This is a genomic window from Myxococcus sp. MH1, assembly GCF_059738865.1.
The window spans coordinates 49,380-73,183 of sequence record NZ_AP026947.1; the positions used below are offsets into that span (position 1 = coordinate 49,380).

Annotated in this window: 24 protein-coding genes; 17 read left to right on the forward strand and 7 right to left on the reverse strand. The window is 70.1% G+C overall.

Going from position 1 to position 23,804, the window contains the following annotated elements; translation table 11 throughout:
• Positions 1–108: 108 nt before the first annotated feature.
• Positions 109–885, reverse strand: coding sequence for an HAD family hydrolase (locus tag AC6JA9_RS00185; protein ID WP_497958897.1), 777 nt, complete (start codon positions 883–885; stop codon positions 109–111).
• Between the two features lie 206 nt (positions 886–1,091).
• Here AC6JA9_RS00185 and AC6JA9_RS00190 point away from each other — a divergent pair, with 206 nt between their 5' ends.
• The 6 genes from AC6JA9_RS00190 (at position 1,092) to AC6JA9_RS00215 (ending at position 7,055) form a co-directional block, all read left to right on the forward strand.
• Positions 1,092–2,405, forward strand: a complete 1,314-nt coding sequence (locus tag AC6JA9_RS00190) for an aspartate aminotransferase family protein (RefSeq protein ID WP_223749474.1) — start codon at positions 1,092–1,094, stop codon at positions 2,403–2,405.
• 18 nt (positions 2,406–2,423) lie between these two features.
• Positions 2,424–3,461 (forward strand): zinc-dependent alcohol dehydrogenase, encoded by a 1,038-nt coding sequence (locus AC6JA9_RS00195; protein WP_408888544.1) that lies wholly within the window; start codon positions 2,424–2,426, stop codon positions 3,459–3,461.
• 20 nt (positions 3,462–3,481) lie between these two features.
• Positions 3,482–4,120, forward strand: a complete 639-nt coding sequence (locus AC6JA9_RS00200) for a hypothetical protein (RefSeq protein ID WP_223749472.1) — start codon at positions 3,482–3,484, stop codon at positions 4,118–4,120.
• Between the two features lie 66 nt (positions 4,121–4,186).
• The gene (locus AC6JA9_RS00205) at positions 4,187–5,104 is read left to right on the forward strand and encodes a carbohydrate kinase family protein (protein ID WP_483579246.1); all 918 of its coding nucleotides are present in this window, start codon (positions 4,187–4,189) and stop codon (positions 5,102–5,104) included.
• Between the two features lie 26 nt (positions 5,105–5,130).
• Positions 5,131–6,006, forward strand: coding sequence for an SDR family oxidoreductase (locus tag AC6JA9_RS00210; protein WP_497958898.1), 876 nt, complete (start codon positions 5,131–5,133; stop codon positions 6,004–6,006).
• Positions 6,007–6,014: 8 nt separating this feature from the next.
• Entirely contained in the window at positions 6,015–7,055 is a 1,041-nt protein-coding gene (locus AC6JA9_RS00215; protein WP_497958899.1) for a hypothetical protein, read from the forward strand.
• 11 nt (positions 7,056–7,066) lie between these two features.
• Here the strand turns inward: AC6JA9_RS00215 and AC6JA9_RS00220 are convergent, their stop codons facing one another.
• Entirely contained in the window at positions 7,067–7,819 is a 753-nt protein-coding gene (locus AC6JA9_RS00220; RefSeq protein WP_223784231.1) for a pyridoxine 5'-phosphate synthase, read from the reverse strand.
• A 147-nt stretch (positions 7,820–7,966) separates the two neighbouring features.
• Between AC6JA9_RS00220 and AC6JA9_RS00225 the strand changes: the two genes are divergently transcribed.
• The 8 genes from AC6JA9_RS00225 to AC6JA9_RS00260 all read left to right on the forward strand — a co-directional run bounded on the left by AC6JA9_RS00225 (position 7,967) and on the right by AC6JA9_RS00260 (position 16,017).
• Positions 7,967–8,146 (forward strand): hypothetical protein, encoded by a 180-nt coding sequence (locus AC6JA9_RS00225; protein ID WP_141326135.1) that lies wholly within the window; start codon positions 7,967–7,969, stop codon positions 8,144–8,146.
• A gap of 116 nt (positions 8,147–8,262) precedes the next feature.
• Positions 8,263–9,084 carry a hypothetical protein gene (locus tag AC6JA9_RS00230; RefSeq protein ID WP_223749467.1) on the forward strand — a complete coding sequence of 274 codons (822 nt, stop codon included), beginning with the start codon at positions 8,263–8,265 and terminating at the stop codon, positions 9,082–9,084.
• Positions 9,085–9,089: 5 nt separating this feature from the next.
• Entirely contained in the window at positions 9,090–9,401 is a 312-nt protein-coding gene (locus tag AC6JA9_RS00235) for a hypothetical protein (protein WP_223784233.1), read from the forward strand.
• A complete protein-coding gene (locus AC6JA9_RS00240; RefSeq protein ID WP_223749465.1) occupies positions 9,394–10,455 on the forward strand; it encodes a heme oxygenase-like domain-containing protein in 1,062 nt (353 codons plus the stop codon). Before AC6JA9_RS00235 ends, AC6JA9_RS00240 begins: the two co-directional genes overlap by 8 nt.
• A gap of 11 nt (positions 10,456–10,466) precedes the next feature.
• The gene (locus tag AC6JA9_RS00245) at positions 10,467–13,571 is read left to right on the forward strand and encodes a peptidase domain-containing ABC transporter (RefSeq protein ID WP_497958900.1); all 3,105 of its coding nucleotides are present in this window, start codon (positions 10,467–10,469) and stop codon (positions 13,569–13,571) included.
• Positions 13,558–14,802, forward strand: a complete 1,245-nt coding sequence (locus tag AC6JA9_RS00250; RefSeq protein ID WP_497958901.1) for a beta-barrel domain-containing protein — start codon at positions 13,558–13,560, stop codon at positions 14,800–14,802. Before AC6JA9_RS00245 ends, AC6JA9_RS00250 begins: the two co-directional genes overlap by 14 nt.
• A gap of 126 nt (positions 14,803–14,928) precedes the next feature.
• On the forward strand, positions 14,929–15,390 hold the full coding sequence (locus tag AC6JA9_RS00255) for a helix-turn-helix domain-containing protein (protein WP_223749463.1): 462 nt from the start codon (positions 14,929–14,931) through the stop codon (positions 15,388–15,390).
• A gap of 39 nt (positions 15,391–15,429) precedes the next feature.
• A complete protein-coding gene (locus tag AC6JA9_RS00260; protein WP_497958902.1) occupies positions 15,430–16,017 on the forward strand; it encodes a PIN domain-containing protein in 588 nt (195 codons plus the stop codon).
• 9 nt (positions 16,018–16,026) lie between these two features.
• On the opposite strand, the gene AC6JA9_RS00265 is transcribed toward AC6JA9_RS00260, so the two are convergent.
• The 3 genes from AC6JA9_RS00265 to AC6JA9_RS00275 all read right to left on the reverse strand — a co-directional run bounded on the left by AC6JA9_RS00265 (position 16,027) and on the right by AC6JA9_RS00275 (position 18,772).
• Positions 16,027–17,022 (reverse strand): ABC transporter substrate-binding protein, encoded by a 996-nt coding sequence (locus AC6JA9_RS00265; protein ID WP_497958903.1) that lies wholly within the window; start codon positions 17,020–17,022, stop codon positions 16,027–16,029.
• Between the two features lie 67 nt (positions 17,023–17,089).
• Positions 17,090–17,869: an ABC transporter permease gene (locus tag AC6JA9_RS00270; RefSeq protein WP_223749460.1), complete on the reverse strand. Its 780-nt coding sequence runs from the start codon at positions 17,867–17,869 to the stop codon at positions 17,090–17,092.
• A 3-nt stretch (positions 17,870–17,872) separates the two neighbouring features.
• On the reverse strand, positions 17,873–18,772 hold the full coding sequence (locus AC6JA9_RS00275; RefSeq protein WP_223749459.1) for an ABC transporter ATP-binding protein: 900 nt from the start codon (positions 18,770–18,772) through the stop codon (positions 17,873–17,875).
• Between the two features lie 214 nt (positions 18,773–18,986).
• Here AC6JA9_RS00275 and AC6JA9_RS00280 point away from each other — a divergent pair, with 214 nt between their 5' ends.
• Both AC6JA9_RS00280 and AC6JA9_RS00285 read left to right on the forward strand, forming a co-directional pair.
• Complete coding sequence (locus AC6JA9_RS00280) at positions 18,987–19,337, forward strand: hypothetical protein (RefSeq protein ID WP_223749458.1); 351 nt, start codon at positions 18,987–18,989, stop codon at positions 19,335–19,337.
• Between the two features lie 55 nt (positions 19,338–19,392).
• Complete coding sequence (locus AC6JA9_RS00285) at positions 19,393–21,060, forward strand: protein kinase domain-containing protein (RefSeq protein ID WP_497958904.1); 1,668 nt, start codon at positions 19,393–19,395, stop codon at positions 21,058–21,060.
• A gap of 118 nt (positions 21,061–21,178) precedes the next feature.
• On the opposite strand, the gene AC6JA9_RS00290 is transcribed toward AC6JA9_RS00285, so the two are convergent.
• Both AC6JA9_RS00290 and AC6JA9_RS00295 read right to left on the reverse strand, forming a co-directional pair.
• Positions 21,179–21,871 (reverse strand): tetratricopeptide repeat protein, encoded by a 693-nt coding sequence (locus AC6JA9_RS00290; protein ID WP_223749456.1) that lies wholly within the window; start codon positions 21,869–21,871, stop codon positions 21,179–21,181.
• Positions 21,872–21,945: 74 nt separating this feature from the next.
• Complete coding sequence (locus AC6JA9_RS00295) at positions 21,946–22,518, reverse strand: hypothetical protein (protein WP_497958905.1); 573 nt, start codon at positions 22,516–22,518, stop codon at positions 21,946–21,948.
• Positions 22,519–22,706: 188 nt separating this feature from the next.
• Here AC6JA9_RS00295 and AC6JA9_RS00300 point away from each other — a divergent pair, with 188 nt between their 5' ends.
• Entirely contained in the window at positions 22,707–23,798 is a 1,092-nt protein-coding gene (locus AC6JA9_RS00300; protein WP_426748628.1) for a glucose 1-dehydrogenase, read from the forward strand.
• Positions 23,799–23,804: the final 6 nt, after the last annotated feature.

Genomic DNA, 23,804 nt, shown 5'->3' on the forward strand with positions numbered 1-23,804 from the left:
GTCTCTCCGTGGCGGATTGGAAGAAGTGAGTGAGGGCGCCTGAGTTAGCACGGACGCGGCGGCGGACGCCCCCAAAAGCTCGCCGGCCGCGTTCCCCAGCGGACGCTGTCAGCGACTGGCCACCGGGTGCAATTGGACCAGCAAGGGCAGGCTCGCCGCGCGCTCCATCAGCCGGGGCTTGGGACGCACCGCCACCGGCACCCGGGACGCACCGAGCATTTCCAGGTCGAACACGTTGTCGCCGAAGGCCGCGTACAGGGGGCGCTGGGTGCGGGCCCTGAGGCACGTCACCTTGCCGGGGCCATAAGGGATGGGCGACACCACGTCCGTCCACACCACGCCGTCGCGGGACTGGGGCGTGCTCGCCACCACCTGCTCGGGGGGGATGCCGACGACGCGCGCGGCGGCCTGCACCACGGCCAGCGGCGAGGCGCTCACCACGTAACAGGGCACGTCGTGCGCTCGTGCCCACTCCAGGACACGGTGAACCTCGGGGTGGACGCGCTCGGCCACGCCGTGTGACTCCACCACGCCGCGAGCGAAGGCGGACAGCGCCTCGAGCGTCCAGCCCGCGGCCACCCAGGTGGCCATCTCGCAGATGTCCTTCTCCGGAATGCGGCCGGCCTGGAAGGCGGAGAACACGCGGCGGGCCAGCGTGCTGGGGCTGCCCTCGGTCTCCAGGCCGTAGTGGGTGGCGACGGCCGTGAGGCGGGGCCGCACGTCCTCGCGCACGGCGTCGTGCCCCGTCATGCTCATGAACAGGTCATCGCCGACGTCGCCGCTCCACAGCGTGCCGTCTCCGTCGAAGGCCAGCACTCCGCCCGGCGTGGCCTCCCGCTCGCGGGCGATGCGCTCCAGCGTCTGCTCCACGTGCTCCGTCTTCATGGCGGACATCCTGGCCGCCCATGCGCGCGCGGCCAACCCCTGTCTTTGTTTTCACGCGGAGGTGACGCGTCCTGCGAGCTGCCCGCGCGAAAAGCGCCGGGAAATGGTGACTCACCGACGGATTTTCAAGACCCCCGTTGAGACACCAGCAGCGGGGATTCGAAACGTCCAAGGGGGGACGTTTCATGCCGTTCGGGGGAGCGCGCATGTCCGGTCTCAATCTGAAGGTCCTTCCTGGGGAAGGCCCGGATGTACGAGAGGGTGCGTCCGAAGTCGCGACGGAGGGCGTCTCGAGGGCGGAGGACTTCGTCCGGGGACGCGGCATCCGGCTGGTGCGGGAGGACGGCACGGCGTTCCTCGACGCGGCGTCGGGCACCTTCAACGTGCCGCTCGGCTATGACCACCCGGAGGTGGTGGAGGCCGTCGTCGAGCAGCTGCGCCGCATGGCGCACGCCAGCTCCTCGCTGATGGCGGCGCAGGCGAAGCAGGTGCTCTCGGAGCTCCTCGCGCATGCCCCGAGTCACCTCACGGCCGGATGGATGCGCGACATCACCGGCTCCACCGCCAACGAGTGCGCGGTGCAGGTGGCCCAGAAGGCCACGGGAAAGACAGACGTGCTGAGCCTGTTCCTGTCGCATCATGGGCAGACACAGTTCACCACGGCGATTTCGGGCAACGCCTTCCGGCGCAAGGGCTTCCCGGAGGCGGTGTCACCGCACTCGGTGAAGGTGCCGGCGCCGTACTGCTACCGGTGCTTCTACAAGGCGAAGTACCCCGGCTGCGGGATGCTGTGCGTGGAGCGCATCAGCGACTTCGTGGAGTACGCGAGCAGCGGCTCGGTGGCGTGCATGCTGGTGGAGCCGGTGCTGGGCAACGGCGGCAACGTGGTGCCGCCGCCGGGCTACTTCCAGGCACTCAACAAGCTGTGTGAGGAGAAGGGCATCCTCCTCATCGCGGACGAGGTGCAGACGGGCATGGGGCGCACCGGGCACCTGTTCGCCTCGGAGGCGCTGGGCTTCAAGCCGAACATCGTCACGCTGGCCAAGGGGCTGGGCGGCATCGGCGTGCCGGTGGCGGCGGTGCTCTTCGAGGGCGCGCTGGACGTGCTGGAGAGCCACGAGCACTCCTTCACCTCGGGGTGCAATCCGGTGGCGCTCACCGCGGCGTCCGCCACGCTGAAGGCGATGACGTCCGGTCACCTGCTGGCGAACGTGCGTCGCAACGGAATCATCCTGGGCGAACTCTTGCACACCCTGGCCACGCGTCATCCGTGCGTCGGGGACGTGCGGGGGCTCGGGTACATGTGGGGGCTGGAAATCGTCCGGGAGGATGGCTCGCCGGACGTGGAGAAGACGCTGGCGCTCATCCGCGTGGCGCAGGAGCGCCACCAGCTGGTGCTGCGCGGCTCGCGCTACAGCTTCGGCAACGTGGTGAAGGTGCGTCCGCCGCTCATCGCGACGCAGGACGACCTGGAAGAAATCGTCGCGCGGTTGGGCCGCGCGCTCGCGGACGTGGGCTGACTCGAGGGGGCGTGTCACATGCGGGCATTGGTGTATTCAGCGGCCTGGGAGCTGTCGCTCCAGGAGCGCGCGGAGCCGGCGGCGCCGGTGCGGGACGAGGTGCTGGTGCGCGTGCGCGCCACCGGCATCTGCGGCACGGACCTGGGCATCATCGGCGGCGAGTACGCGGCGAAGCCCGGGGTGGTGCTGGGCCACGAGTCCTCGGGTGAGGTCGTCGCCGTGGGCCCCGCCGTGCGCGACGTGCGGGTGGGGGACCGCGTCGTCATCGACCCGACCTTCTTCTGCGGCCAGTGCCGGCTGTGTCGCTCGGGTCGACAGAACCACTGCGAGCGCAAGGGCGAGACGGAGACGGGCGTCAGCGCGGACGGGACGATGGCGCCCCTGCACAGGACGACGGAGCGCTTCCTCTACACGCTGCCCGCGCACGTGGGCTTCGAGGAGGCGAGCCTCACCGAGCCCTTGAGCTGCGCCGTCACGGGCGCGAACCAGCTGCGCCTGCGGCCCTCACTGCGCGCGGTGGTGCTGGGGGGCGGACCCATGGGCGTGCTGTACGCGTGGGTGCTGTCGAGCCTGGGGCTGACGGGCACGTTGGTGGAGCGCGCGCCGGGGCGGCGGGAGCTGTGCCGCGAGGTGGTGGACCGCCGCTGGGCGGTGGCCGAGTCACTGGACGAGGTGTGCGCGCGCTACGCGAGGGACGCGGCACCGCTCGACGTGGTGGTGGACACGACGGGCCGCATGGCGGGGGACGTGCTGCCGAAGCTCTCTCGCGGCGGACAGCTGTTGCTGGTGGGGCTCAAGCGTCACGAGGTGCCGGTGGACGTGGGCGCCATCGCGGACCGGAGCCTGTCCGTGCAGGGCTCCATCGATTCGTTGGACGGCAGCTTCGCCACCGCGCTGCACCTCATCGGCTCGGGCGTCATCCCCGCGCGCCGATTGGTGTCGCACCAGCTTCCGCTGACGCGCTTCCGGGAGGGATTGGCGCTGGTGGGCTGCGACGTGGACGCGCGGCGCCAGGGTGCTCCCGCGGGTGCGCTGAAGGTCGTCCTCCAACCCTGATGCGAGCGAGGCCCACGCACATGATTCACGGACTGCTGATTGAAGGCACGGACTACGCGGGCAAGACGACGGTGTGCAAGCTGTTGGGCGCGAGCCTGTCGGCGGCGGGGCTGCCCGCGCGGCTGGGGCACTGCTACGTGCACGACCTGCCCATCCTCGACCACTTCCTGGCCGAGGCGAAGCTCACGCCGGACCTGCTGCGGATTGATTGGCTCTACTCGGCGAACATCCTGCTGGACCTGGCGCGGTGTCATCGCGGGCTGCCGTCGGGGTTCCTGGTGCAGGACCGGCACTGGCTCAGCCAGGTGGGGCGCAACCGCTTCTTCCATCCGGAGGCGGCGGGGCTGCCGAGTCAGCTCATCTGGGATGAGCACCTCCCGTTCGCGTTCAACTACTACCTGACGTCCACGCCGAAGGCGAAGCGTGAGCGCTCGCTGCTGCGCCCCTCCAAGTCGGTGCGGGACACGTACCTGCGCGACAACCCCGAGCGTCACCAGGCCTACGACGAGTTCCTCGTGTCGCTGCTGCCGCCCGAGGAGCGCTGGGTGGTGGTGGACACGAGCGAGCTGCGGCCGGAGCAGGTGGCCGAGCGCATCGCGACGGACGTGCTGCGGCGGCTGCATGCGGAGGCACCGGTGCGTCCGGTGGTGGCGCGCTAGGTGGCGACGGCGGGGGAGCGACGAGGCCCGAGGGGCGGGCAGGCAATGCGGACACGGGGTGGAGACATGGAAGTGCTCGTCATCGGCAACAACACGGTGGACATCGTCTTCTCCACGCGCGAGGCGCTGGTGACGGACGGGAAGGTGCAGGCGGACGGCCTGCGCTTCTTCGGTGGCGGGCAGGGCGCCAACGTGGCGGCGATGCTGGGCGCGCTGGGGGTCACCACGCGCTACTTCGGTGTCTTCGGTGGAGGGGACTTCGGGAGGCTCGCGCGCGGCTCGTTGGTGGAGGCGGGCGTGCGGGTGGAGGGCAGCCTCACGGTGGCGGACTGTCCGCAGCACACGGCGGCCATCGTGGTGGACACGACGCACGGCACGCGCTCGCTGGTGATGCACAAGGACGCGCGGCTGCGGATGGACGGTGTCCCGGTGGAGGCCGCGCCGATGGATGCGTGTGGCCTGGTGTACCTGGACGGGCACGAGCCCGCCTTCTCGCTGGCGCTGGCGAAGCACGCGCGGGCGCGGGGGCTGCCGGTGTTGGCGGACGCGGAGGTGGCCGACGAGGCCCGGCCGCTGTTGCCGCACCTCACGAGCCTGGTGGCGCCTGGGAAGGTGCTGCGCGAACTGACGGGGGAGCGGGAGCTGGCCTCGGCCGCGCGGGCGCTGCTGGCTGGAGGGCTGCGCGTGGTGGTGGGCACGCTGGGCGCGGAGGGGTGCGAGGGGTGGACGTCGGATGGAGAGCACCACCGCGTGTCGGCGGAGGCCTGCGAGGTGGTGGACACGACGGGTGCGGGGGATGCGTTCCACGCGGGCTACATCGCGGCGGCGCTCGCGGGGCAGGGCTTCGGTGAGGCGCTGCGCTTCGCGACGAAGGTGGCGGCGGTGAAGTGCGGCGTGCCGGGACCCCGCGCGGGAGCGGACCGGCTGGCGCTGCTGGGCACGGCACTGGGCGCGAGCGGGGGCGCGTCCTCTTCGCTGCTGTAGCGGCGAGGCGGACACGAGGCAGGGTCATGAAAGTCATTGTCACGGGAGCGAGCGGATTCCTGGGCCGTCGCCTGATGCGCGCTCTGCGCACGAGCGGAGCCCAGGCCGTGGGGACCTGGAGCACGACGCCGCGCGAGGGCCTGGAGCGCCTGGACATCACCGACGCACGCGCCGTGGACGAGGCCTTCGCGGCGGGACGCTTCGACGTGTGCATCCACGCGGCGGCGCGATGCAACCTGGATGACTGCGAGCGAAACCGGACGCTCGCGTCGACCACCAACGTGGTCGGCACGGGCCACGTGGTGGAGGCCTGCCGACGCACGCGCACCCGTCTGCTCTACGTGTCCACGGACCATGTCTTCGACGGCGCACCCGCGAGCGCGTACGTGGAGACCGACGCGCCCCGGCCGCTGCAGCACTACGGTGTCACCAAGCGAGAAGGAGAACTGCTCGCGCTGACACTCGAGGACGCGCTGGTGCTGCGCGTGCCCCTGCTCTACGGCCTCGCGGGGCCGGACGAGAAGGCTACCTTCGTCACGTCCACGCTGGAGCGACTCGCGGCGGGCCAGCCCGTGTACGCGGACGGCGAACAGGTCCGCTACCCGGTGCTCGTGGACGAGGTGGCGGCGATTCTCGCGCGCCTCGCGGGGGGAGGCGTGCACGGCGTGCTGCACTTCAGCGGCGCCGAGGCCACCACGAAGTACTCGTGGGCGAGGCGACTGGCGCATGCCTTCAACCTGGACGTGACGCTGGTGCACGCGCGCAAGGAGTCGTCGCTCGCGGCGCGTCCTCGCGACAACCGGTTGGGCTCCACGCGGCTGTCCGCGCTCGGGTTCGAGCCGCCGCTCACGCTCACGGAGGGACTGGACGTCCTCCGTCACCAGCGGGAGGCGGCGCGATGAGGGGGCCCGTGTCGGAAGGAGACTGGCGCGGCGTCGTGCGCGACGTGCGGGTGAACGGCCACCGCGTCACCAAGCGCGCCACGCACGGCCGGGACAAGCTCCTGCGCGAGGTGGCGTGGCTGAAGGCGCTTCCACCCAGGGCCGTCGGGTACTTCCCGCGAGTGCTGGAGGTGCGCACGGGGGAGGGCTGGGCCGAGTACGACATGGACTTCTGCCCGTGGCCGGACATGTCGCGCGTGCTGGTGGACGGCACGCTGACGGTGGACGAGGCCATCTCGGGGACGCGGAGTCTCCTCGGCTTCGCCTTCGACGTGCTCTACGCGGACCATCACCGGCCGGCGCCGGAGGACTTCTTCCACGTCAGCTACGTGGACAAGTTCTGGCGCAGGGCGAGCGCGGGCCGGGGCATGTCCGAGCGCTTCGACCGGCTGTGCTCAGCGGAGCAACTGGACATCCACGGCCGGGTATACCCGAGCGCGGCGTCCCTGATGCGCGAGCTGCAATGCGACACCGTGTTGCTCGCGCGACTGCGTCCACCGTGCCTCGGTCGGTTCCACGGGGACTTCAAGTACGACAACGTGCTGTTCGAGCCGGCCACGGGGCGCTTCCTGTTGCTGGACCCGCGCGGCTCCACCGTCACCGGGGACTCCGACAGCGACTACATGGAGGACCTGGCCAAGCTGCGCACGTGCACGCGGGGGCTCTACGACCTGGTGCGCGCGGGCGCGGCGCGGGTGAGCGAGGACGAGGGACGCATCTCCTGGGAGTGGGCCGCGTGGGCCGGGCCCGCGTTGCAGCGCTTCGCCGCGCTGGACGCATGGCTGGTCGACGAGCTGTCCGTGAAGGCCCGCACGCGCGGGGACGCGGACTGGCGCGTGCGCCTGGACGTGCTCATGCCGCTGCTGCTCCTGGCGAACGCCCCGTTCCAACTCGCGCCCGTGAATCCACGGACCGAGGACATCGCGCTGGTGCTGCACGCCACGGGCGTGCGGTTGCTCGCGGAGGCGCTGGAGCTGCACGGCACCCGGGACCTGGGGGTGTCGCCATGACGGCGAGCGAATCACTCCTCCGAGGCCGCCTGGAGGAAGCCGGGCAGCACTTCACGCAGCCCCGCGATGACCGCCGCGGCCACGAAGGCATGTCCCACGGACACGAGCGTGGGGCGCACCGCGCGGATGAGCGGCGGCAGGTGACGCCGGTCCAGGTCATGCGCGGCGTTGACCTCCAGCCCGAGCTGACGCGCGCGGTCCGCCGCGAGCGCGAGGGCCTCCAGCGCACGCTCCCGCGTGGGGGTCTCGAAGCCCTCGACATACGCACGGCAGTTGAGCTCCACCGCGGCGGCGCCCGCGCGTGCGACGAGGTCCACGGCCGCCGGCTCCGGGTCCACGAACACGGAGATGCGCGTGCGTCCCTGGAGCGAGCGCACCCAGTGCGCCAGCCGTGCCTGGTCATCCTCCGCGCGCCAGCCGCGCTGCGTGGTGAGGTGCTGGGCCTCGAACGGTGTCACCACCCAGCAGCCGACGCCGGGCGTCCGCTCGAGCAGCGCGCCCAGGTCCTCGCGCAGGTCTCCGCCCACGTGCAGCGAGGCGCGCTCGTCACGGATGACCTCCAGTCGCGAGAGCGCGGAGACGTCCTCGGGCTTCACGTGCCGATGGTCCGGCCACTGGTGCACGAGCAGCGCGCGGCAGCCGCCGTCGACGAGCGCCCGCGCGGCCTCGCCGAGGTCGGGGACGGCGCTCCCACGCGACGAGCGCAGCAGCGCGACCTTGTTGAGTCCCACGCGAAGCACGGGTGTCGAGGCAGCGGCACGCATCCACGGTCCTCCGGATTCCAGGGGACCCATCCTCGCACGGGCGTCGCGCGGGGACTCATTCGATTCAGGCGGTGGGGTGTGGCCGCCACAGGTGCAGCACGCAGCACGTAGCACGCAGTCACAACCGACACATCAAGGAGCATCACCATGAACAAGCCCCGCAGCGTTGCCATCAAGCTGTCCGCCGACACCATGAAGTGCGTCGTCGGTGGCGCCATCACCACCACGAACATCCCCGTCGTCACCCTGCCGGGTCCCATCGTCACGGGCCCGGTGGTGACGGGTCCCATCCTCGAGGGGCCGGGCCGCGTCTTCCCGGTGCTGTGATTTCGCCGGTGAAGGCTGACCGCGTGGGCCGTTGAGGCTCATGCAGGGGGGCGCGGGCCGCCTGGAAACGGGCCCGCGTCGTCCTTCCTCTTCTTTTTTCCGATGTGGCGGCCCTCATGACGCAGCCTTCGCGTGACGACCTGGTGGACCTCCTGGGTGTGGACCTGGGCCAGCTGTTGGCGCTCGAGTCCCTGACGCCCGCGCTGGAGGCCGCGGTGTTCCTGTCCGGCTCCCTGGTGGAGGGCATGGGCAACGCCTTCTCCGACATCGACGTGTTCATCGTCGGCGGGGGGGAGCCGAAGGGCACCAGCCTGCACAAGGCGGGGGAGGCGCTCTTCTCCGTGCACATGCTCGGCAAGCGGCGCGTGGACTTCGAGTACTGGAGTGACGCGGCCGTGGAGCGGCTCGCCGCGAAGCTGGCCTCGCTCGACCTGAAGGAGGGGGGGCCGGACAACGTGATGATGGAGCGGCGGATGACGGAGGACGAAATCGTCTTCCTCCACCGCGTGCGCACGGGCGTCGCGCTGATGCACGACAGCCGCCTGGAGCGGCTCCGCGCCCGCTTCGACTTCCCTCGGCTGTCGCGGTGGTTGCAGGAGGTGAAGATTCGCGAGGTCGACGACGCGCTCGAGGACCTCTACGGGATGATGGAGCAGCCGGATGTGGCGCTGATGCGCGCGCGGGAGCTGCTCAACTCCACCTGCGACGCCTTCTGCCACGCGCGGGGCAGCACGAACATCCGCCGCAAGTGGCGCACCAGAATCCTGGGGCAGCTCGCCGCGAGCGGTGACGCGGAGGCACGCACGTTCGAGCAGCGCTTCTGGGAGCTCCAGTTCCCCGACGGCGCGCGGCTGAGGGCGCAACCGGAGGCGCTCAAGGCCTATCTGGAGACGTGCATCCGGCTGTGCAACCAGCTCACGGATGTCATCGAGGGATGAGCGCCATGGACCTGCTCGTTCCCGTCACCCATCTGCGCGTGCGGCGGCGCCGCGCGGAGGGCCAGGTGCACCTCATCCTGGACAACTACTACTTCGACCTGGACGAGGGCACCGATGCCGTCTGGCGCGCCTGTGACGGCGTGAGGACGGTGGTCCAGGTGGCCGAGGTGCTGCATCGCGAGCGGGGCTGGGACCTGGAGCTCGCGCTTGCCGTCACGCGCCACACGTTGGGCGCCTTCGTTCAGCAGGAGCTCGTCTCGCTCGTGGCTCCTGCTTCTTCTTCCAACCCTTCAGCAGGCGGTGAGAACCATGAGTGACAGCAACGGCCACCTTCCCATCATCGGACGTGCCTGGCATCCCTCGACGCGTGAGCCCGGGCCGCTGCATCCCGCGATGCGGCTGTCCCTGGCGAGCTGGGTCCGTCCCGACGGGCTCGCGCGGCGCGAGCTGGTGCTCGGTGGGGCGCAGGGCGAGCCCTGGGAGGTGATGACCATCGACAGCGAGAGCGCGGAGAAGGCCTGGCGCGTGATTCCGCTGTTCGACGGGCAGCGCACGCTCTCGGAGCTGGCGCGGGAGACGAAGCTGGGGCTGGAGCTGGTGTCGTCGGTGGCGCAGGACCTGTATCACCGCGCGGTGCTGGTGCAGACGAGCGCGTTCGAGGTGGACGCGCTGGCGTACTACGAGCACCTGCGCTCGCTGGCGGGCATCGCGCAGCAGCGCTGGGGGCCGTCGGCGATGTTGCACCGGTTCTGGACGGGGCCGGTGTCGCGGCGCCTGGCGGTGGGGTACCTGCTGGAGAACTACCACTTCGCGCTGGCGGCCTCGTCGCACCAGAGCGCGGCGGTGGCGTCGCAGCCGACGGAGCGGCTGAAGACCATCCTGAGCGAGCACCTGTCGTTCGAGTACTGGCACCACGCGTGGTTGAAGCGCGGGTTGCTCGCGGCGGGGTTGACGGAGGTGGATTTGGAGCGGGCGTCTCCGCTCATCTCGATGCAGGCGCTCATCAACCACCTGCGGTGGTTGGGCATGGCGGATCCGCTGTCGTACTCGGCCTGTATCGGCGTGGGGGAGGGAGACCCGACGGCGCTGGCCACGGTGGGGAAGTTCTGGGAGCGCTTCACCGAGCACGGGGTGTTGCCGGTGGAGGCGTACGGGCCCTTCCGGGACCATGACGTGGGGGACTGCAGTGATGACCACGACCAGTTCGGGCGGGAGCCGTTCGCGGACTCGGGGCCGTTGACCGCGGCGGACCAGGCGCGCATCCGTCGCAGGCTCATCACGTTCTGCAGATTGACGATGGCGTACCACCGCGAGCTGCTCGACTTCTACGGTCCGGACGAGGGGCCGCTCGTCTTCACCGTGGAGGATTGAGTGGCGGCGCCATGAGCGTGCTCGCGGACAGCGTCGAGACGTTCGCCCTGGATGCGCGACGTGTGTCCGGGGTGCTGCGCATCCTGCCGGAAGAGGTCCGTCGACATCTGGAGCGCGCGGGGCGCATCCGTGTCTTCGCGCCGCAGGAGTTGGTGGCGACGCACGGACAGCCGTGTGACTCGGTGCTCCTGGTGCTCGAGGGGATGCTCGTGATGGGGCACCTGGGCGCGAGCCACGGTGCGTTCCTCCGGGTGACCCATGTGGCGGCGGGGGAGCTGTACGGCACGCACGCGCGTGACGTGGGGGCGACGCACGGGTTCGATGTGGTGGCGAGCGGCGGCGCGCGGGTGCTGGAGGTCCCGGGTGCTGCGTTCACGGAGGCGCTGGCCCTCGACGAGACGGGTGGACTGAAGGCGCTGCTGTGTCCCGCGCTGCGACGGGCGTTGCTGGACCTGTTCGTGGAGGACGTGGAGCCGGAGGGCGCGCTGCGGCTCGCGGCGTGCTTCCGGGAGAGCACGGTGCCGGAGGGCACGGTGCTCATGCCCGCGGGGGCCACGGCGGCGGAGTGGTGGGTGCTGCGCCAGGGCTCGGTGCGCTACGGCGAGCGGGCCCTCGGGCCGGGCGAGGACTTCGCGCTGGATGCGCTGCTCCTGGATGCGCCCGTCTTCGCCGCGGCGACGGCGCTGGAGCCGAGCACGCTCTTGTCCGCGCCCCGAGGTGCCACGGCCGAGGTGCTGCTGCGCTACCCGGGAGTCCGCCGGGCGCTGGGGCGGCGGGTGGCTCGCAGCAGCGCGCAGTTCAACCGGTGGCCGCACGTGGTGCTCACGGACGTGAGCGCGGCACCCGAGCTGCCCGCGGAGGAGGAGTCCTCCCTGGAACTCCCCGAGCGACCCGGCTCCGCGCCGAGCTGGAAGCCCGTGCCGTTCTACCGACAGCAGGAGCACATGGACTGTGGGGCCGCGTGCCTGCGCATGGTGGCGCGGTACCACGGCCACGAGCTGGACTACCCCTCGCTGATGAAGCTGGCGGGCGTGAGCCGCTACGGCACCAGCCTGTTGGACCTGTCGCGCACGGGGGAGCAGCTCGGGTTCATCACCACGGGCATCCAGGCGGATTGGGAGCTGTTGCGCTCGGTGGACCTGCCGGCCATCGCGCACCTGCAGGACCGGCACCACTTCGTCGTGGTGTGGCGGGTGACGCGCAAGGGTGTCGTGGTGGGGGACCCCTCGTTCGCGACGCGCACGATTCCGCGAGAGGCGTTCGAGCGTTCGTGGAAGGGGATGTTGCTGCTGCTCAAGCCGTCGGACCGGATGACGACAGCGGTGGCGCCGCTGGCCCCGAAGCAGCGCGAGCAGTCCGCGCTCGGGCGCTTCTCGGTGCTGCTGCGTCCCTATCGCTGGGCCATCGCGGAGCTGGTGGGGCTGTCGCTGCTGTTGCAGGTGCTGGCGCTGGCGTTCCCGTTGGGGAGCCAGGTCGTCATCGACCGGGTGTTGATGCGCGCGGACACGGCGCTGCTCGACGTGCTGCTCGTGGGGTTGCTGGGGACGGCGGTGGTGTCCGGGGTGTTGTCCTATGCGCGCAGCTACCTGGTGCTGGAGGCGTCCACGCGCATCGAGCGCGACGTGGTGGAGACGCTGTACCGGCGCATCCTGGATGGGGCCTCGGGCCTGTTCCAGCGCTTCACGACGAGCGACATCCTCAACCGGTTCCTCGAGGTGGGGTTGGTGCGCGGGTTCATCGTCGACAACGCCATCGCCATCACCATTGACGTGGCGTTGGTGTTGAGCACGGCGGCGGTGCTGACGCTGTACTCGCCGGTGCTGGCGGTGCTGGCGTTGGCGTTGATGCCGTTGCACCTGTTGGTGTCGGCGGTGGTGGGGCGGCAGGTGCGCAACCACACGGTGGCGTACCTGTCACAGCATGACCTGTACCAGACGCACCTGATGGACTCGTTCAAGGGCTTCGAGTCGCTCAAGGCGCACGCTTTGGAGCTGCCCTTCCTGCGCACGATGCAGCGCCTGTTGGCGCCGTCGCTGCAGCACGGCTTCAAGGCGGCGATGCACGGGGCGATTGGCGCGAGTGTGTCGCAGACGTTGGACCTGATGGGCAGCGCGCTGGTGCTGTGGGTGGGCTCGAAGGCGGTGCTGCGAGGAGAGCTGACGGTGGGAGCGCTCATCGCGGCGACGCTGTTCGCGCGGCAGATGAGCGGGCCGTTGGTGCGACTGGCGACGCAGTGGCGGGACTACCAGCGGGTGCGAGCGCATCTGGAGCGGGTGGGGGCGGTGCAGGACGTGGCGGGGGAGGGGGACAAGCGGGCCTCGGCGGTGTTGGAGCTGCCGAGGGTGAAGGGGCACCTGCGGTTTCGCGGGGTGAGCTTCCGCTATGGGAGTGGCAGGGAGTCCAACACGTTGGAGCGGTTGGACTTGGAGTTCGCGCCGGGCGAGGTGGTGGCGCTGGTGGGGCCCTCGGGGTGTGGGAAGAGCACGCTGGTGCGGCTGCTGTTGCGGTTGCATGACCCGAGCGAGGGGACGGTCTCGATTGACGGCTACAACCTGCGGGACGTGACGCCCGAGTCGGTGCGTGGGCAGATAGGGATGGTGACGCAGGAGACGCAGCTGTTCTCCGGCACGGTGTTCGACAACATCGCCTGTGGGCGTCCGGTGACGGAGCAGGCGGTGGTGAGGGCGGCGCAGCTCGCGGGGGCGTACGACTTCGTCACGGAGCTGCCGTACGGGTTCCAGACGTTGGTGGGGGAGCGCGGGTTGACGTTGTCGGGAGGGCAGCGGCAGCGGGTCATCATCGCGAGGGCGTTGGTGACGGACCCGCGCATCCTCATCTTCGACGAGGCGACGGCGGCGTTGGACCCGCTGGCGGAGCAGGCGATTCACGACCGGCTGCGAGACATCGTGCGAGGGCGGACGACGCTCATCATCAGCCATCGGCTCCAGACGTTGCAGCACGCGGACCGCATCGTGGTGATGAACGAGGGGCGCATCTCGCAGATGGGGACGCACGAGTCGCTGATGTCGGCGCAGGGCAAGCTGTACAGCGCGCTCGCGCAGGCGACGCCGAACTGGAAGCGCCATGGCACGGAGGTGGGGCATGGCGGTGAGTGAGGACACCTATCGCGAGCTGCTTCCCGTGCTCGACTTCCCGAGGACGCGGCAGGTGTTGCGGACGCTGTACCTGGTGTGCGCGGGGCTGGCGTTGCTGGGCTTCGGCGCGTTGTGCTTCATCGAGCTGGACGTGGTGGTGCGAGCGCAGGCGGTGGTGGCGCCGGTGGGGGAGACAGCGCGAGTGCAGGCACAGCGCTCGGGGGTGGTGGCGGACATCTCGGTGCGCGAGGGGCAGCCGGTGGAGCAGGGAGCGGTGCTGCTGCGCCTGGATGACGCGCAGGTGCGGACGCGCTTGAAGCTGCTGGAGCAGCAGGTGGCGGAGGCGCGAGGACGGGTGTCGATGTTGGAGGCGCTGGTGGCCTCGCGAGCGGACGCGTACGGGGTGCAGGTTCGCGTGCGGAAGGCGACGGCTGTGGAGACGGTGGCGAGGCTGGAGGCGGCGCGAGCGCAGGTGAGCGCGAAGGAGCGGGAGGCGGAGGCGCGAGCGAGGGATGCGCGGCAGGCCGAGCAGCTGAAGGCGAAGGAGTTCGTGGCGCCGGTGGAGGCGGAGAACGCGGCGACGGAGGCGGAGGTCGCGCGCTCCCAGGTGGAAGCGGCGAGAGCGGCGGCGCGCGAGCTGGAGGCGAGCCTGGAGCGGCTGGAGTTGGAGCAGCGGGGGTTGGAGGGGGACGCGAGGGTGGCGTCGTTGGCGGATGGGGCCGCGTTGGCGGCGGCGAAGGTGGAGTTGGAGCGGTACGAGGGGGAGCTGGAAGAGACGCGGCTGGAGGTGGCGAGGTGGGAGGTGGTGGCGCCGCGAGCGGGGACGGTGCAGGGGCTGACGGTGTTCGACCGGGGAGACGTGGTGCAGGCAGGGAGTGTGTTGGGGTTGGTGGTGCCGTCGGAGGATGCGTTGGTGGTGCGCGCGGCGGTGACGTCGGAGGGAATCACGTTCCTGCGAGAGGGGCAGGCGGTGCGCATCAAGCTGGACGGCTATCCGTTCCAGGATTTCGGTGTGTTGTTGGGGGAGCTGTCACGCGTCGCGGGGGACACGACGCGGAGGCAGGACGACACGCTGGGGGCCTCGCCCTATCGAGTGGACGTGAGGGTGCCGGAGGCGCCGCGTTCCACGGCGGGAGTGCCCGTGAAGCTGCGTCCAGGGATGACGGGCACAGCCGAGTTCGTGGTGCGCCGCGAGCGACTCGTCTCCGCGTTGATGCGCCCGCTGCGGGGCGTGGACAGCCTGGGGCACTGACGGGTTTGACAGATGTCATACGGCTGTTTAAATCAGGTTGGCGAATTTAGCGATTTTGAATCGAGTCGAGTGATTCAAACCCCTGAATAAACAGGGATTCCTTTGCTGCTGTAGCGGAGTGCCCGCATGCTGACCAACCTCGACGACCCCGTCGCGCTTCCTCCCGAGAAGCGCCCTATCGCCGAGCAGATCCATCGGCAGCTCACCCAGGGAAAGGCCGCGTCAGGGGCTCGCCCGAAGTCGCCGGTCCTGCTCTTCCCGAACGGCGCTCAGGTCGAACTGCCGCCAGAGGCCGCGGAGTTGCTGCGCACGCTCTTCGCCGCGCTTGCCAAGGGAGAGCCGGTGAGCATCGTGCCTTCGAGGAAAGCGCTGACCACGCAGCAAGCAGCGGACTTTCTCAACATCTCACGCCAGGGACTCGTCAATCTGTGTGAGTCCGGGAAAATCAAATACACCCGAAGCGTCAAGCATCGACGCATCCTTTTCGAGGACCTCCTGCGCTATAAGCAGCAGCGGGACGAGGCAAGGGCGAGTGGTCTTCGAGAGCTCACGCAGCTCAGTGAAGACGACGAGGATTACTACAGCTAGGGCCGGTCGAAGCACGCCGGCCCGCTGCGGGGTGGGGGCGTGTTCCCAGCGGTCTTTCGGGTGTTCATCGACGCGAACGTGTTCTTCTCGGGAGCGACGCGCGACACCCTGTTGCGCGTCGCTTCGGCCGGTCTCATCCAACCGTATTGGAGTGACCGCGTCCTTGAAGAGTTCCGACGGAACCTGATAGCGAAGAGGAACCGCACCCCGGAGTCGATCGACAGGACACTCGCCCTGTTGGGGGTGCATTTTCCCGACTCGAAAGTGACCGGCTACGAGCACCTGGAGTCCAGCATGAGAAATCATCTGGGGGACAGGCATGTCGCCGCCGCTGCCTTCAAGGCGCAGGCGCAGGTCCTGGTGACCAACAATCTGAAGCACTTCCAGAAGGAAGACCTGCCCGACTTCATGGAGGCGCAGTCCGCTGACGGCTTCCTGCGGAATCTCTTCGACCTTGATAGTGAGACGCTGCTCCAGATTCTCCGACAGCACGCCGAGGAGAAGAAAAAACCTCCGCAGACCTTCGAGCAGCACCTCAATGCGCTGTCGAAGCCGCTCCCGGGTTTCGTTCAGGACGTGCGCGACTATCTGCGCTTGCTCGACTCCGACCCGGATGGAAGCGCATAGCGCGCTGCCTCAATCCCTCGCCCTGCGAGCCTCCTCGAGCAGGCTCAAGTCCACCAGCCCGCTGATGTCCGAGGCGGGGATGAAGTGCAGCTCCTGCGCATGCCGCGCGGCCGCCGCCAGCGCGGAGCCCACCGGGTCCAGACTCGGCTCCAGCCGTGAGAACGCCCCCTGCAGAATCGGCGGCTTCAACGGCTTCTGCGTCAACTGCCCGAACGCCGCGTTCACCGCCGTGGCGAACGCCTCCGGCTCCTGCTCCCACCGCTCCGTCAGCTTCACGTGCGCGCGCAACAGCGCGACGATGCGCGGCCGCTGCGTCTCGATGGCCTTCCGCGTCGTCACCACCACCGTCGTCGGATACCGCCCACCCGGCCACAGCGACTTCTCATCCACCAGAACCTGCCCGCCACCCCCCGGCTCCAGCAGCATGCGCGTGCCCCACGGCTCGGGCACCCACGCACCCTCGATTCCCCCGCGCAGGTACTGCACCAGGATGTCCGAGTTGCTCAGCGGCACGATCTGCAAATCCCCCGTGCCGTCCAGGTTCGTCTCGATGCCCTGCTGCTTCAGCCAGTAGCGCAGCGCGATGTCCTGCGTGTTCCCCAACTGCGGCGTGGCCAGCTTCTTCCCCTTCAGCTCCGCCGCGCTCTTCGCCGTGCGCGTCACCAACACCGCGCCCCCGTTCACCGCGCCCGCGATGACCCGCAGCTCGCGCCCCGCCTTGAGGAACGTGTTGATGGACGGCCCCGTGCCCACGTAGGACACATCCAACGAGCCCGCCACCAACGCCTCCATCGCCGCGGGCCCCGCGTTGAACTGCTTCACCTCCAGCTTCCCCACCCCAGGCTCCGACGCGAACGCCCCCTCCGCGTTCCCCACCAGCGCCTGCGCATGCGTGATGTTCGGGAAGAACCCCAGCCGCAGCGCATCGTCAGGCCCGCGCGCCGACTCGCGCTTGCACCCGACGCCCATCAACACCACGACCGCCAGGAAACGAAGAAGACGCATAGGCACCCAGCAGAAGGACGCGAAGCCAGCACTGGCAACACGTGTCACGACACGAGCGTCGGGCGCTTCACATCGCCGGCTGCAAACCCCAGCGCCGGCGCAGCCGCCCCTCCACCGTCTGGAAGAAGACACGGTCCACCGTCACGCCGATGAGCACGATGGCCACCATCACCGCCATCACCTGCGGCACGTCCATCAGCTCGCGCCCCACCGTGAGCAGCTGCCCCAATCCCCCGGACACGAACAGCAGCTCCCCCGCGAGCAGCGCGCGCCACGCGAAGCTCCACCCCAGCTTCAACCCCGTCACGATGCCCGGCAGCGCCGCCGGCAGCAGCACCCCGAACTGGAAGCGCAGCCCGCGCACCCCCAACGTGCTCGCCACACGCAACAGCTGCGGGTCCACTCCCTGGATGCTGTCCTCCGTCGCGATGGCGATGCCCAGCACGCTGCCCATCACCACCACGAACAGGATGGCCCCGTCCGTCAGCCCGAACCACAGGAGCGCCAAGGGCAACCAGCAGATGGACGGCAGCGCCTGCAGCCCCATCACCACCGGCTTCACCGCGTTGCGGAAGAACGCCAGCCTGGCCATCAGCAGGCCCAGCGGCACGCCGATGCCCACCGACATCACGTACGCGCGCCCCAACCGTCCCAATGAGCGCAGCGTCGCGCCCCACAGCTGCCCGCCGGACGCCAGCCGCCAGAGGCTCTCGGCCACCGTCATCGGCCCGGGGAACAGGTACGAGGACCAGATGCCCATCCGGGCCACGCCCTCCCACACGCCGAGCAGCAACAACACCAGCCCCAGCTTCTGGGAGTAGTTCTTGAGCGCCGAATCACGCTTCATGGCTCACCTCACCGGACGAGGCAGTCCCGCCACGGGCAGCGCGGCGGAAGGCTCCTGGGCGCGCGGGGGCTCGGGCTCGGGCTCGCTCTCGCGCTCCACCTCGCGCAAGAGCCCCTGGATGTGGCGCACCATCTCCGTGAGGGCCGCGTCGTCCGGATGACGCGGCATGGGCAGGTGGACCTCCAAATCCCTCACGATGCGCCCGGGCCGCGGAGCCATGAGCACCACGCGCGAGCCCAGCATCAGGGCCTCGTGCACGTCGTGCGTCACGAACACCACCGTCTTGTGCGTGCGCATCCAGATGGACTGCAACAGCTCCTGCATGTGGATGCGCGTCTGCGCGTCCAGCGAGCCGAACGGCTCGTCCATCAGCAGCACCGTCGGGTCCACCGCGAGCGCCCGCGCCAGGCTCGCGCGCATCTTCATGCCGCCGGAGAGCTGGTGGGGCAGCGTGTCCTCGAACCCCTGGAGCTGCACGCGGCGGATGTACTGGTCCGCGCGCTCCTTGCGCTCGGCGCGAGGCACCCCCCGGGCCGCCAGGGCGAAGGTGATGTTCCCCCGCACCGTGAGCCACGGGAACAGCGCCGCCTCCTGGAACATCAGGAGCCGGTCCGGCCCTGGCCCGCCGATGCTCTGTCCATCAATGGACACCGTGCCGCCAGTGGGGCGCACGTGGCCCGCGAGCGCGTAGAGCAGCGTGGACTTGCCGCAGCCGGACGGGCCCAGGAGGCAGACGAACTCACCCGAGCGGACGTTCAGGTCCACGTCCTTCAAGGCCACGACCTTGTTGCCGTAGCGATGCCCCAGCTGGGTGACGGAAATCTTCGCGCGCGCGGCGCTGACGTCGGCCGGACGCAAGAAGCGCAGCGAGCTTCGCCATCGGCCGAGGAGGGCACGCAGCATCGGCCACAAGCTAGGCACATGTACGCAAGACGGAAGGGGGTGTGGGCTGCCTCGGGGGCACCCGTCACCCTGCTTCCTCGCTCGCCGGGAGGGGAGTGTCGTCTCCTCCACACTCCGTCATCGGCCTCCGGACCTCTTCGCCGGACGTCCGAAAACTAGGGATGCCTCCGCCGCTTGCTTTCCGCGCCTGCTCGACCGCCTTAGACCCGGGGGCATGCTGAGTGTCGTGACCGATGTGCTGGGGGACCTGGTGGTCGGGGTGCTGTCGGTCTTCGCGAAGGACAAGCGCGGCGGCGCGTGGGCCCTGGTGCTCTACCTGCTCCTGGGGTTGGGGCTGGGGGGCCTCAGCGCGATGTTCTGGCCGGAGCCGCTCGTCGACGACTTCGAGGGCGCGCTGCTGCTGGGGTTGGCGTCACCCATCCTGGCGGGCGCGCTGGTGGCGGGCTTTGGGGGCGTGAGCGTCTGGGATTGGCGCTATGCGTTCGACCGGGCGCGGTTCGGCCTGGGCTTCGGCGTGACGCTGGGCGTGGGGCTGGGGCGCGTCATCGGGTTGCTGGTGTCCTAGCGTCCGGAACGAGGGGGGTTCCTTTCCCGGGGGAAGCTGGGGGAACCTGCGCGCAATGCACGTGGGGAGATATCAGCTCGTCCGCAAGCTGGCGACGGGCGGCATGGCGGAGGTGTTCCTGGCGAAGGTGGCCGGGCCCGGGGGCTTCGAGAAGACGCTGGTGCTCAAGCGCATCCTCCCGCACCTGGTGGAGGACCCGTCCTTCGTGGAGATGTTCCTGGAGGAGGCGCGGCTGGTCGCGCAGCTCAACCATCCCCACATCGTCCAGATCTTCGACTTCGGTGAGGCCGAGGGCAGCTACTTCCTGGCGATGGAGCTCATCGACGGGCCGAACCTGCGCCGCTGGCAGCGACAGGCCGCGTCGAGAGGACGCCCGCTGGCGCCCAACATCTGCGCGAAGGTGGTGGCGCTCGCGGCGGAGGGGCTCGCGTACGCGCATGACTTCGCGGACCCGGGCACGGGGCAGCCGCTCGGGTTGATTCACCGGGACGTGAGCCCGGACAACATCCTGGTGTCGCGGCAGGGCGCGGTGAAGGTGGTGGACTTCGGCATCGCGAAGGTGGCGGGGCAGAAGCACCGCACGCAGACGGGCATCGTGAAGGGCAAGGTGGCGTACATGCCACCCGAGCAATGTCAGGCGGACCCGCTGGACCGGCGCGTGGATGTGTATGCGCTGGGGGTCGTCCTGTATGAGCTGCTCACGGGGCGGCTGCCCTTCGAGGGGGCCACGGAGCTGGCGATGATGCAGGCCATCGTCTCGCGTCCGCCGGTGCCGGTGAGTCGCCACCGCGCCGATGTCCCGAGCGCCTTGCAGGCCATCATCTCCACCGCGCTCGAGAAGGACCGGGAGAAGCGCTATCCCGACTGTCGCGCGCTCCAGGCGGACCTCGAGCGCTTCGTGTTGTCGACGGGCGAGCCCGTGGGCGCGTATCAGATTGCGCGGTCCGTGGAGCAGGTGGTGGAGGAGCGCGCCACCGCGACGCCCGCGCCCATCACGAACCGCGAGGCCGAGCGCACCGCGCCCTCGGGCCCCGCGCGCGAGAAGCGGGCCGAGGCGAGAGACGCGGCCGTGTTCGAGCAGACGACCCAGCGGCGGCCTCACAAGGACGTGGGTGCGACGCGCGGGAAGAAGCGCGTGCCGGCGGCTGTCGCGGGCGCGGTGCTGCTCGTCGCCGGTGGTGGCTATGCGCTGCTCGGGAGAGCGCCGTCCGGGCCCGTGGTGCCCGAGGTGTCGGTGAACAGGGGTGTCACGACGGAGGCACTGCCCGTTCCCTCCGACGCGAGGCTCGCCGAGACGACGCCCACGGAGGGAGCGCGACCCGTGCCTTCCGAGGTGAAGCCCACGCAAGGAGAACAGCCCGCGCCCTCCGGCGTGGAACTCTCCCAAGCCGAGGAGGCCGCGCCACGGCCGACAGAGCCCTCCGCGCCCGATGCGGACGATGGCCTCCTCGCACCCGTGACAGGCAACACCGAGGGCACGGAGCGCAAGGGCGGCTCCGCGCGAGCGGTGACAGGGACGGTGGAGTTCCGCATCCGCCCCTATGCCGTCGTGTATCTCGACGGGAAGAAGCTGGGCGAGACGCCACTCGGCATCATCGACGTGGCCGAAGGCAACCACACCATCACCGCCGTGAACTCACGGCTGGGCAAGCGCGTGACGCGCAGCTTCGAGGTGAAGGCGGGGACCGCGAACGTCTTCAAGCTGAACCTGACGCAGGAGTGAGCGACGTCGAGGCCTGTCGAGTGCTCGGGCGAAGTCCCCGCTCGTGGACCCGCCGTGGAAGGTCTCGACGCGCGCCGGAGTCGCGCATGGCCCTCCCGCCGGCGCACGCCACCCCGCGCTACGGCTCGTCCTTCTTCGCCGCATCCGGGGACGCGGGAGGAGGCTCCTCGGGCTTCTTCTTCGAGCCCATCACCGAGTCGAGCGCCGAGCCCAGCGCGTTGCCGACGTTCTTCCCCAGCGTGGACCCGGCGGCGCCCAGCTTCGAGCGCAGGTCCTTCTTCTGCGGCGCCTCCGGCTCCGGCTCGGGCGCGACGGGGGTGGGGGCTGGCGCCTCCTGGACCGCGACGGCTGGGGGCACCTCGTTTTTCGCAGGGGCCTCGGGCTCCTCCACCTTCGCGGGAGGCGCGGCCGCGGAGGCCATGCCCCGCTGTTGCCGCACCTGCTTGCGCACCGACTCGAAGTCCCGCTCCACCTTGGGACCCGTGGCGGCGGGCAGCACGGCATCGGGCTTCAGGGACAGGCCCGCGCGGAACTCCTCCAGCGCCTGCTTCCTGCGTCCCAGGTCCGACAGGACCAGACCCCGGTAGAGCGCCACCTCGACCTGCTCGTCGGGGGTGGAGGCCACCTGCCTCGCCTGGGTCAGCCAGTGGAGGGCCTTCTCGTACTCCAGCGCCTCGTACTGCGCGCCCGCGCGCTCCATGCGGCGGCGGAACGGGCTCACGTCCTCCGCCAGGGCCAGCCCTGGCGCGAACCAGGCCCACAGCACCATCACCCATGCCCCCCAGCTTCTCAGGGTTCTAGACGCTTCCATGTCTGGCAACGCTAACACGGAGTCCCCGGACAGGAACCGGCCCGCCCCCGGGGCGATGTCCACCCGTGCTCACGTCATTCCGAGACGCGGGCCGCTTCCAGGCGCCGGTGCATCCGCGTGCGCCACGCGAGCCACAGGCTGAACACGAGCAACCCCACGCCCACGCCGGTGAAGGCGCCGCCCACGCGCAGCGAGGAGCGCCGGTCATCCCGCGTCACCTCCAGCGACTGCGTGGCGGGCGAGGCGAGGTAGCGCTCCACCTGCTCCTTCACCGCGGTGGCCTCGCTCTCGACGGTGGCCCACTGGGCGAACAGGGGCAGCTTGCCCTGCGTCGTCATCAGCTCCGGCCGGAAGATGGGCACGGACTTGCGACGGGCGCTCTTGGTGCGCTCCACCTTCACGGACTGAATCGCGTCCAGCGGCAGCGTGGCCACCGGCTCGCGCGTGAGCCAACCGGACTTCGTGAGCGTGCAGGGGCCGCCCGGCGCGCAGCGCAAATCCATCCGCGACTTCCCATCCAGCAGCCACAGGCCGAGCACCAGGAACGGCAGCGCGAGGATGAGGAACGCCACCGTCCCAATCGCCGTGGAGCGGCTGGCCAGGGGCTTGTCGTCGTCGATGGGGATGGCGGGGGTGGGCTCGCTCACAAGCTCCACTCATAGACCCGCGGGCCTCCGGCCCGCAGCGGTTTCGTGCACCCCTCGCGTCGGAAAGAAGCCCCCAGGCGGCGAGCGAGCGGGCGCACCGCGCCTTCCACCCCGAGCCCCCTGGTGTCACGGCCTCCGGGTGAACACCTCAGACAGGATTCCGCACCCGCCTGTCGCAGGAGCCGCGCATGAAGGCCGTCGCCGTCTTTCCCGGGAAGCGAGCGGTGCGCGTCATCAACGACGCGCCCGAGCCCCAGCTCCAATCGCCGACACAGGTGAAGGTGCGCACCCACGAAGTGGGCGTGTGCGGCACGGACAAGGACATCGTCTCCTTCACCTACGGCTCGCCGCCGCCCGGCCTGGACTACCTCATCCTCGGCCACGAGTGCCTGGGCGAGGTCATCGAGGTCGGCTCCGCCGTGAAGGGCGTACAGAAGGGCGACCTGGTGGTGCCCCGCGTGCGCAGGCCCTGTCCCCACGCCATCTGCACCGCCTGCCGTGGCGGCCACCCCGACTACTGCATCACCGGCGACTTCACCGAGCGCGGCATCAAGGAGGCGCACGGCTTCTGCTCGGAGTTCTTCGTCGAGGACGTGGCCTACGTGCACCGGGTCCCCTCGGAGCTGCGTCAAATCGCGGTCCTCACCGAGCCCCTCACCATCGCCCAGAAGGGCCTGCGCCAGCTGGGTCACATCCAGGAGCGCCTGCCCTGGAGGCCCGCGCCGGGGCGCGCGGTGGTGCTCGGCGGCGGACCGGTGGGCCTCTTGGGCATGCTGGCCCTGATACGGCGGGGCTTCGCCACCACGGTGTACTCGCACAAGCGGCCGCCCAACCCGAAGGAGGCCATCGCGGGCGAGGTGGGCGCGCCCTACCTGTCCACGCAGGACGTGTCCGCCCAGGAGCTGGTCCGCCGTGTCGGCGCCGCGGACGTCATCTACGAGGCCACGGGCGTGGCGAAGGCCACCGTGGACGTGCTCGGGGCGCTGGCGCCCAACGGCGTGCTCATCCTCACCGGCGTGCCGTCGCACGGCGAGGAGCTGACGGTGGATGGGGCCGCGCTGCTCAAGCAGCTGGTGCTCCACAACCAGGTGGTGTCCGGCACGGTGAACGCGGCGGCGCTGGACTTCGACATGGCGCTCGAGGACCTGAGCCACTTCCGGGCGACTTGGCCCGGGGCGGTGGAGCGGCTGCTCACCGGACGGCATCCTCCCGAGGCCTTCGTCGACGTGGTGAACGGCAAGGTGTCGGGTGGCATCAAGAACGTCATTTCCTTCCGTTGAAGCGAG